Here is an 8,856-nt window from a genome sequence, read left to right as displayed (position 1 = left end):
GCCAGCAGATCGAGGGATTTTCAGAGGTTCCCGTCAACTCTTCAAGCCCCGCCTCCGCTTTCCTCGCCAAGAAGCTGTTCTGCATGAACGAGCGGGGGCGGATTTTGCGGAAACTGAACTACCTAGCCAGTGGCTCATGCCGCAGCGAAATTGATGTGGATCGGTTCTGCCAGTTGCTCGCCACTTTCCACTCTCTCGGCGAGAACCCGAAGAGCCAGTGCTTCGACATGCGCGATTGCTTCGTCTTTCGTGCTTCCGTATTTCATCGCACCCGGAATCTCAGAGACTTCTGCAATCCATCTCCCGTCCACTTCCTGTTCTATTTCTACAGTGAATTGCATATTTCACCTCGATTGTCTGCGGCATGCGGCAGTCTCCCGCCTTCCTGCCCGCTCCATGTTCGACGACCCCACCGAAGCGCACGCCGTCGCCTGTGAGTAAGCTGGGCTCTTCAGCCGTTCGTGTCCCAGCCCGGTCGATTTCATCGTGTCACCTCGTAGAGGAGCCTTCGGGGCTTCCCGAGCTCTCTGACGTCTCCGCTGCTGGATGCCAGATCTTAAGGACTCGGGCGCACGTCCACACACTCGCCCTTCGCGCGCGCTTCACGTCGACTCGACTTCCCGGACGTTAACAGTGTCGTCATCTGCGGGTTAGGTTTCTCGAAGCTGCCCTGACCTTAACAGGCGCATTTCGGGGAGCGCGATCTCCCCTACGGCCTACAGGATTCTCTGTGTACGCTTGCCCTGCAAATATGGTTGCGGGGCACAAAGCTCCGCAGCAGGATCAACACTCGATGCGGGTGGGTGGCTAGCCCTTACCCGACCGGGACTTGCACCCGGCAAGAGACGCCGAGCTTTGCTCGGCGCGACAAAGTAGAGGCTGGACCGCCGCCTATTGCAGCGCAGTTCGCGAAGCGACGGCGCGGCAACGGGCTGTCGGGCCGAGCCACTCGTCAGGCGGCTACCTCAACATACTCTACTTGGCTTTGTGGGATTGGAGGAGAAATGCCATCCTCCCGCATGCCTTCTAAGTGAAAGGCGATTGCTTCCGGGATTTGCGCCTCTGTTTCAGCGACCGTCCCGCCCGTCGCGATGCAGCCGGGGGCCTTGATCATAAGTCCGTCCAAAACCTAGTGTCGCCGGTGGTTTAGCTTCCGCCATGCGCAAGAAATCAGACACTTAGGCTGGAGCGCCGGAGGCCGACGCGGAAGGTGGTCGGAGTTATGATCAAGGCCCCGAGTAGTTGCTTTCTGATTTTTCGATGACGACTGCGAAGCGCAAGGTGTCACCTCCAACCTGCTTGCTTGAAGATACTGTTCTTTGTGCTTGGGGCGACTTCGTCGCTTGGCCTTCCAAATACGGTAACCCGACCTGGCTTGTCGGGATGCTTGAACTGCCTATGGCCACCTCTTGTTGCAACCAATGTGTAAGGCAAGAGGCAAAACCTGACCCCTTCTTCTGTGCCCAGTTTTCGCTGTCGGCGCCTTAGCGCCGACAGCGAATCGGGCGTCCAAGGTGCCGCTATTGTTGGGCGTTTGCGATGTCCAGGGCAACTGCCAGCGCTCGGGCCACTTGTTTCAATTTCTCTCTGCTGAGGTTTCCAATAAAATCCGTGAGGGCCGATTTGGGCAAGCTAATCAGCTCGTCACAATGGATACTCGATTCGTGCTTCAATCCTTCGTTTGTTCCGACAGGAATCTGAGTTTGTAGCCCATGGTAAGCGGTGTAAACGGGTGCACAGATTACCGTAGAGAAACGCGAATCGATAAGAACCTGGCGGCTCACGACCAAGAACACGCGAGATCTCTTAGGATCACGCGCGGTCGGGTGTGCTACGCGATAGAGCTCACCTCTCTTCAAGATACACCTGGTAGGCTAGAACATCCTCTGCTTCGCGATTCAGTTCCTCGGCATTTGCGTTGAGAAGCTCAAGTTCGGTGGCTTTCCCGCTTCCAGCGAAATACTCTCGAAAAATCGTCTCAACGAGGCGAAGGCGGTCTGCCGGCTGCGGGGCGCGACGATAGAGCTCTTGGGCGATGTCGTCGGGCATATCGATACTAATCTGAGTCATACGTTTCTACGATGGTGGACTGTCGTAGTCTTTTCGACGGCCCCTCGGGCCAAAGTTCCAGATCATGCTGTTGTCATCTTTCGCCAATCTGCTGCGACAACCAGGAGTAACTTCGGCGCGATCCGGCCCTTGCGGCTTTGGAATTTGCGCCTGATGGATGGCCATTGTCAACGACGACCGCGTGAAACTGCGGGACGGGAGGCGCGGTTGTGCTTGTGGCCGGCTTGCGGTCCCCCGGTGGGGCTTCGCTGCGTCTGCGCGCGGGCCTGAGGAGGCGTCCGTGCTGGTGCAAAGGCCGATTTCGGCGCGCGGGCACGGGGTGGCCGTCCCTGCGGGCAGGGCGTGCAAATCGCCGGCGGTCTGCGCGCGCGCTTGTCATTCAAGCGGTGGCGGCAAAGTCCGCTGGTGGGTCGGGAGGGCCTGAGGGTCAAGAGGGCCTGAGGGTCAAGGGCCTGAGGGTCACAAGGGGGCCTGAGGGTCAGGTCTTGCAATCCAGCATCAGCAACGCAATCCAGAAAGTGCGTGGCTGCAAGACCTGACCCTAGAACCCACGGCGATTGACAAAATTGACGTAAATGATAGTCAGCGAAGCGAGTAGTGTCGCTAGAAAGGGAACTAGGAACTCGGAGCTTGAGGAAAACGATCCGGCGTTACACGCTAAATGTGCCAACCATTCGAGCAACTCTGAGTCCTCCCGGCCGCGCCGTACTCCGCCAGGATAGCCACGCAATCAATCTGGAACAAAACGACCAGCACCCACGACTAAAACGGCATCCCGGTTTTTGGTCGGGCGAACCACCTTGTTCATGTGAAAATTGTTAAGCGTTATCTCTTTCTGAGGGCGCGCACCAGTTCTGTTGATGCATCTGCCAGGTCATTTAGAGGATTCTTCAAACAATAGTTTTCTAAATATTGAGCCATCGCATTCATATCAATTCCTGCTCCAAGATTATTGGATTCAGCATAGTTGACGCCAGTCACAAACCCCTGAACCCAATGCATATTAGCAAGGTGTTCTAGCCTGGGACTGTTTCTTTTCTCCTCGATATATCGACCACAGCTTATGGTCCCTGCACCTTGAACCTGATAAACCAGAGTAGTAGATGAAGCTGAAAAGAGGAGTATCCCGGTAAGAATATATTTCATTTTTTTACCCTTTAAGTCGTTCCTTGATAAACACATAACGAACAGCGTAACCGGCCCGGCAAAGCGGTGCGCCTGTAGCGCAGCGGAAGGAACACCGCTTTGCCGGGTCCGAGTTTACGCACTTGTTAGCAGTTCTATGCCTCATCAGGCTCCGTTGCTTCGTTTTACCCAGATCGCTCCGAGGTACGAAGCCACTGATACTAGTGTGAACGCAGCAAGCGCTATGTCATAGACACGGTGACTCAAAGGTGTTGACCCGGCAGAAACCTCGTTCGCGATGGCCCACACGACGATTGATATGACGACGACTGGAAAAACCGCAGTGTAGAAAACCCAAGCCCAATGCCTGAACCACTTGCCCTTTTTTGTTATATAGCCTGCACTTTCCCTATCAATAGCAGTCCCGTCTCCAAGAGACGCTGACAGACGCTGTTCCAACGCGTGTAGATTGTCGTATTTCTTTTCTATATCGAGCGTGACTTGGTAATACCTAAGAGTTAGCGCAGCGAGAAATGTCCATACCGTGCTCAACAAGACAGTTATTGGCACTCGCGTAAGCTTTATCTTAACAGCGCCAAGGTTTATCTCCGGTATGGCTGCGTGAAGCACGACTGAGTAGCTTAGCGCGAGAACCAATAGCCCCAATAAACCGACTACTATCAAGAACAGTCGATCCCGCTGTTTTTCACGGTCACGAATTCGCTCGCATGAATCTTTGTAGTGTTCATAGAGGATTTCCCTACTCATTGTGCGATCGGCTCACTATTTCACGAATCATTGATGGCTTTAAGGATGCTTTCAACCTTAAAGGTTCGAGCCCACGTCGCACCTTTGTTAAGTAGCGGCTCAGGGGTTGAATTTGAAGACTCTATCTTGACGCCGATAAATTTCCTTCCGTTCTCCTCGGCGCTTTTTTCAATTTCCCACCACTGCCAGTTTCTTGCCCCGATTTCATCGCGCTTTGGGTGATAGGAATTCGCATGCTTACCGACTACCACGAGAGTGTGGGTCGTCTCGCGAATGCGCCGCCGTAGAGCGGCCTTGATTCGGCCGACATCGTCGCTTTGAATTTCTTCTGGTGTTAGATCTTCAAATTCAATATCAGATCCCGAGTTTTCGGCAAGCGCCTTGAGCAAATACCGATAGTTTCGATCGTGATCGTAATCGAAACATATAAAAACCTTCTTTCGAGACATATATAACTCCTTATTTGGATGGTATTTGATATTGCTAACGCCGCGCATCACCGGCCGCATAAAGCGCAGCGAGGAACGAGCGTAGCTTTTTGCGGTCCGCGTGCATGCGATTGTTAGCCATGAATCTCTACAATTGACTCCTGTCACCTGAGAGAATCTTGAATCTCGCGCAGAAATCGAGATGGCCCGTTCCGGCCCGAGTTGTCAGTGACATATAGGAGAAAACGACTAGCTCGGGTTGTGCCGACATAGAAAAGGCGCTTGAATTCAAGGATCTCTTCCTCTGTCCGTGAGTAATAATGCGGGATCCTTCCCTCATGCATGTCGATCATCGCGACAGCATCATATTCCCGCCCTTTCGCGTAGTGAAGTGTTGATAACTTGAGCGCAGCATCCGGGCTCGCATAAATACCCAGATCGGCGATTGCCAGATTGGCCAAATCCACCTTGTTCCTTTGCATATCCGACTTCATCTCCTCCACGGAAGCAAAAAACAAGTGCCGTTCGCCTTCGGTGATGTACTCCGCATCAATGAGGACCTCAGAAAAGGCATGGGCTGCTGCTTCCAGCCAGGCAATTGCGCCCATGTGGACTTCGTGCAGCTCCGCCCCTCTTTCCAGCAGGCCAAACACCACAACGCGGCCGCGATACGAAAAGACATCGAAATTCGCCCGGCCGGTCATGTCGAGAAGGGTATTAAACAGCGTGCGCTCAATCCCGACGATTGCGTCCGGGTTCGGTTCCATCAGATAGCCGCAGACCTGCTCAGCGAGCGGGGCAAACTGCGACCTGCGCTTGTACGGTCGTGCGCCGGGACCAACGATGCTGATCCCGTATTCACGGAGTTGCCTGCCAAGCGGGAACAACGGGAACCAAGTCGAGGCAAGCACACGGCATTGCCATACGGAATTCCCAGACCGTCTAGGGCTGGGAGGAAGTAATCCGCAAGCACCTCGAAGGCCGAGCGTCCGTGCTGCCACTGAGGCCGCTGCGTGTAGGCTCTTGTCGGGCCGAGCGCCTCCATGGTCGGGGTGCGAGCAAAGATCAACTCCGCATGAGCCACGATTGGCTCGCTGGAGCGGAAATTCCCGGAAAGTGGCAAATCCGTCCGCGCACCGATACGTCCGGCAAAATCGTCGGCAAGGTCGGGCCTTGCTCCGGCGAAGCGGAAAATGGATTGCAGCACATCACCAACGAGAAAGAACCGGGTCCGCCCGCGATCCTCGATCAGGGAAAGGATTTCGACCTGAAGATCGGATGTGTCCTGAAACTCATCGACCAGAATCCATGCAAATCGGGAAGCAACATAGTCGAGGATCTCCGGACGGTCGCGCAGCAGCAGAAGCGAGTAGTAGATGATGTTGGAAAAATCGATGTACCCGGCACGGCGGATTATTTCCCAGAAAGTATTTGCCACCTCCGGGGTTAGCGCACCCCGCTCGATGCCGTATCCGACGGGATCGCCCTCGGGACTGATCCGCAAATTTACGAACTCATCGATATCCCTGAAATTCACGTCATATCGCCCATACCTCTCCCAGGTCGAAGCAACGTAATGGGCAAACTCTTCGCTATCCGGGCGTCAGAACCTTGAAGCCCTGCTTGTAGCCATCAATAAGATGGCAGAAAGGCCGGAATATGTGATTCAGGCAGAACGAATGGATCGTGCAAACATCATAGAAGTTCTCGTCACCCGGTTGCGCATGGTGGCGAAGCCTTGCCTCGATTTCGTGAACCGCGGTATTGGTGTAGGTAATACAGTCGACCATGCGCGGCGTTTCCCGGACTTCATCCAGTGTCCGAACCAGCTTTGAGATTATGACCCGTGTCTTACCGCTGCCGGGACAGGCGGTAATCAGAACGTTGTCATCACAGCGAACGGCAGTCTTTTGTTCGGTCGTGAGCTTCATTCCTCAACGAGCCACCTGACAGTGCCACCGAGATATTTGGGGATGGCTTCGGCGCAGTCCACATGCCGCGCCGCCACCTGGGCGAAGCGGGCTTTCCCGAATCGCTTGGCGGTATTGAGGACCGACGCGCGGAGCGTGCTAAGCAGTTCCTTCTCGTCTTCCTCGTCCATGCCTGCGTCAATAGCATCCAGCCCGGCCCGCAGTCGTGCCGCGACGATAGGCGCACCGACTTCCTCGACCGCCCTCGCGAACATCTCAAGCGTGCCGGGAGACACCAACGCTCGCTCAAAGGTCGTCTTGCACGCGAAGACCTGAACCCAGTCATTTTCCAGCGCCTCAAGGTCCGGTGGCGGCGGCAGTTCGTCTTCGCCTTCGAGTCCCGGCTCGGCATCACTCGGCGTCAAGTCCCCATCCGTTACAATGGCGCACCGCTTGGGTAATCCATTATCCGAGAAGAGACGCGCATAAACATCGAAATGCACACCATAGATCGGGATAACCGAGACCCCTTCGCGGGCGAGATCGATGTGTTTAACTTGCTTGATAAGCGCGGGGATCAGGAATAACTCGGCCGGACCCTCTACTAGCATGACCTTGCGGGCGTAGAGAAGATTGGATTTGGTTGCGTCCAGATAGCGTTCGAGATCGCTGACATCGGCTACGTCGAGCCCACCATTCGCGGCAGGCACTGATGACGCGATGGCCGGTTCTCCGGTTTGTGTCAACACGACATAGGACGCCAGGTCTGCCTGTGCTGTGATATGGGTACTGTGTGTTGTCAGGATCGACTGGAACGGAAGCGCGCTAAGCGCGTTGAATAGGGTAAGCTGCAACTGCGGATGCAGATGTGCCTCCGGCTCTTCAAACAGAATGATCTGCCCGGCTGACTTCTGCTGGGCAAGCCGCTTGTGGAAATACTCGATCAGGATCGAGACGTAAAGAATATTGTTGAGGCCGAGGCCGTTGGACGATGGGTCGAAATCGCTCATAGCGGCATTCGACATCAGAATGCGTAGAGCCCGGACTATGGCCTGAAATGAGGGCTCGGCAACGCCAAGACCGACATCCATGCTGAACGCGGGGCCGGTAACGGCCTTGAACGATCTGTCTATGGCCCCCGCAATCGCCTCCACGGAAGGCGATTCAGCGATCCCCTGATTGGCTTCACGGAGATTTTCAAGCAATTCCTCCTGCTCGTCTTGATCGATCTCCATCGCGTTGATCAGCCGTGCGAGAGGTGAAGCCCGGAACTGTCTTAGGTCGCTCTCAACGTCTCGCAGAGCGGGCAGGAACACGACCAGGAATGATTGAAGGTCAGAGAACCGGATTTGAGCGCCGATATCTTCGTCCCATTCGATATCGGCAAGGTCCCGCCCGGGATCGCCGCCGCCACTGATTTCCCAGTGATAGTCCTCGATCGTCAGATCACCGGCTTCGATCTCCCCTGACTCCAAATCCTCGCGTATGCTCGTCTTCGGCCGGAAGCGATAAATCAAACGGGCCAACCCCGGTTCGCTCTGCCAGGCACCGACAAGCGCTTCTTCATTGACTTTTCCGGCAAAGTCGGTGACTTCAAGGCCGACCAACACTTGACTTGGCAGCGAGATATCCACCGCCGAGTGAATATCATTTGGGATTAGCGAGCGGTAAGTCGAAGAAAGGCCCGCATCAAGGCATAGTCGGATCGCGTGGAGGAAGTTGCTTTTGCCGGTGTTGTTCTCACCAATGACACAGGTTGTCCCTACTGATATTGGAACGTCCAATCGCTCAAATGATCTGAAATTTCTTATTACGACTCGACTAATTTTCATGGTGTCTCTTCATATCTGTAGCGCCGAAGCGGATTACGATCTATTTCTGGCTAACGCAGAACTAAGCCGCTGGGCGGAGCGCAGCGTAGCCCAGTCGGCTTGAGTGACGTGTTAAGTGCCATAGTGGGGGCCTAGATGGCGAGCTAGCCAACCTAGCAGAAATCCTAGTCCGCCCGCGATACAGGCATAAATTGGAACGAACAAGAGAGCCAATCCGGCGGTCGAGGAGCCGCTCTTGATCTGGCCCCAATCAAACATCCATGCGATATGGAACGGTGCCGAAACCGCCATGCTGCCGACCAGAAATCCCAGGGCGCCCCAAACCAGTTTCTGGTCCGGTATTGCGCACCCGCGCCTATACAGGGCATAGCAGATAAGTAAAGGAGCGGCATTCGATATAGCAAATGGATTGAGAATGACTCCCTCTGCGACGTACATGAAGATGAAAAGCCCGATCAGTATCGCAACGACTGCCTTCATGACTCGTCCTTGGCACTTAACAATTGATTATCCGGTTTCCGGATAACACCCCTTACTAAGCCGCTCGAAAGTAAAGCCAGGTCTGGTATAATGGCGGCATGAAATGCAAACGCGATTCCGACGGGCGCAAGCTCGACCATCAGTCATTGCAGACCATGCGCATGCAGGCGGTGGCCGCCGTCAAGCGCGGCCAGCCGGTGGCGGAAGTAGCGGCGGCGTTCGGCGTGAACGAGCGCACGCTGT

General features: G+C 55.0%; 13 protein-coding genes. 1 reads left to right on the top strand and 12 read right to left on the bottom strand.

The genetic code is table 11. The features are described from left to right. Positions 1–134 precede the first annotated feature (134 nt). From CKO31_RS24515 to CKO31_RS24460, 12 genes are all read right to left on the bottom strand, one after another. A complete protein-coding gene (locus CKO31_RS24515) occupies positions 135–341 on the bottom strand; it encodes a type II toxin-antitoxin system HicB family antitoxin (protein ID WP_200243049.1) in 207 nt (68 codons plus the stop codon). A gap of 611 nt (positions 342–952) precedes the next feature. Further along, positions 953–1,114: a type II toxin-antitoxin system HicB family antitoxin gene (locus CKO31_RS24510; protein ID WP_200243046.1), complete on the bottom strand. Its 162-nt coding sequence runs from the start codon at positions 1,112–1,114 to the stop codon at positions 953–955. A gap of 170 nt (positions 1,115–1,284) precedes the next feature. Beyond that, positions 1,285–1,422, bottom strand: coding sequence for a type II toxin-antitoxin system HicA family toxin (locus CKO31_RS24505; protein WP_438874035.1), 138 nt, complete (start codon positions 1,420–1,422; stop codon positions 1,285–1,287). Between the two features lie 98 nt (positions 1,423–1,520). Continuing rightward, positions 1,521–1,796 (bottom strand): type II toxin-antitoxin system PemK/MazF family toxin, encoded by a 276-nt coding sequence (locus CKO31_RS27770; protein ID WP_369075147.1) that lies wholly within the window; start codon positions 1,794–1,796, stop codon positions 1,521–1,523. A gap of 49 nt (positions 1,797–1,845) precedes the next feature. Beyond that, on the bottom strand, positions 1,846–2,049 hold the full coding sequence (locus CKO31_RS24495) for a hypothetical protein (RefSeq protein ID WP_200243040.1): 204 nt from the start codon (positions 2,047–2,049) through the stop codon (positions 1,846–1,848). 846 nt (positions 2,050–2,895) lie between these two features. Continuing rightward, positions 2,896–3,216 (bottom strand): hypothetical protein, encoded by a 321-nt coding sequence (locus tag CKO31_RS24490; RefSeq protein ID WP_200243037.1) that lies wholly within the window; start codon positions 3,214–3,216, stop codon positions 2,896–2,898. A gap of 144 nt (positions 3,217–3,360) precedes the next feature. Further along, complete coding sequence (locus CKO31_RS24485; RefSeq protein ID WP_200243035.1) at positions 3,361–3,963, bottom strand: hypothetical protein; 603 nt, start codon at positions 3,961–3,963, stop codon at positions 3,361–3,363. A gap of 20 nt (positions 3,964–3,983) precedes the next feature. Next, positions 3,984–4,412, bottom strand: coding sequence for a TIR domain-containing protein (locus tag CKO31_RS24480; protein ID WP_200243032.1), 429 nt, complete (start codon positions 4,410–4,412; stop codon positions 3,984–3,986). A 143-nt stretch (positions 4,413–4,555) separates the two neighbouring features. Continuing rightward, positions 4,556–5,158 (bottom strand): 3'-5' exonuclease, encoded by a 603-nt coding sequence (locus tag CKO31_RS24475; RefSeq protein WP_200243020.1) that lies wholly within the window; start codon positions 5,156–5,158, stop codon positions 4,556–4,558. Continuing rightward, entirely contained in the window at positions 5,158–5,928 is a 771-nt protein-coding gene (locus CKO31_RS24470) for a UvrD-helicase domain-containing protein (RefSeq protein WP_200243017.1), read from the bottom strand. The genes CKO31_RS24475 and CKO31_RS24470 overlap by 1 nt, the downstream gene beginning before the upstream one ends. A gap of 55 nt (positions 5,929–5,983) precedes the next feature. Further along, entirely contained in the window at positions 5,984–6,322 is a 339-nt protein-coding gene (locus CKO31_RS24465) for a UvrD-helicase domain-containing protein (protein ID WP_200243014.1), read from the bottom strand. After that, the gene (locus CKO31_RS24460) at positions 6,319–8,133 is read right to left on the bottom strand and encodes an ATP-dependent nuclease (protein ID WP_200243011.1); all 1,815 of its coding nucleotides are present in this window, start codon (positions 8,131–8,133) and stop codon (positions 6,319–6,321) included. The genes CKO31_RS24465 and CKO31_RS24460 overlap by 4 nt, the downstream gene beginning before the upstream one ends. Before the next feature lie 578 nt (positions 8,134–8,711). Between CKO31_RS24460 and CKO31_RS24455 the strand changes: the two genes are divergently transcribed. Further along, the coding region (locus CKO31_RS24455; RefSeq protein WP_200237831.1) for a helix-turn-helix domain-containing protein at positions 8,712–8,856 on the top strand (145 nt) is incomplete at its 3' end.

Origin of the sequence: Thiohalocapsa halophila (assembly GCF_016583825.1) — a bacterium.
GTDB lineage: Bacteria > Pseudomonadota > Gammaproteobacteria > Chromatiales > Chromatiaceae > Thiohalocapsa > Thiohalocapsa halophila.
This window is presented reverse-complemented; position numbering and strand designations above follow the sequence as displayed.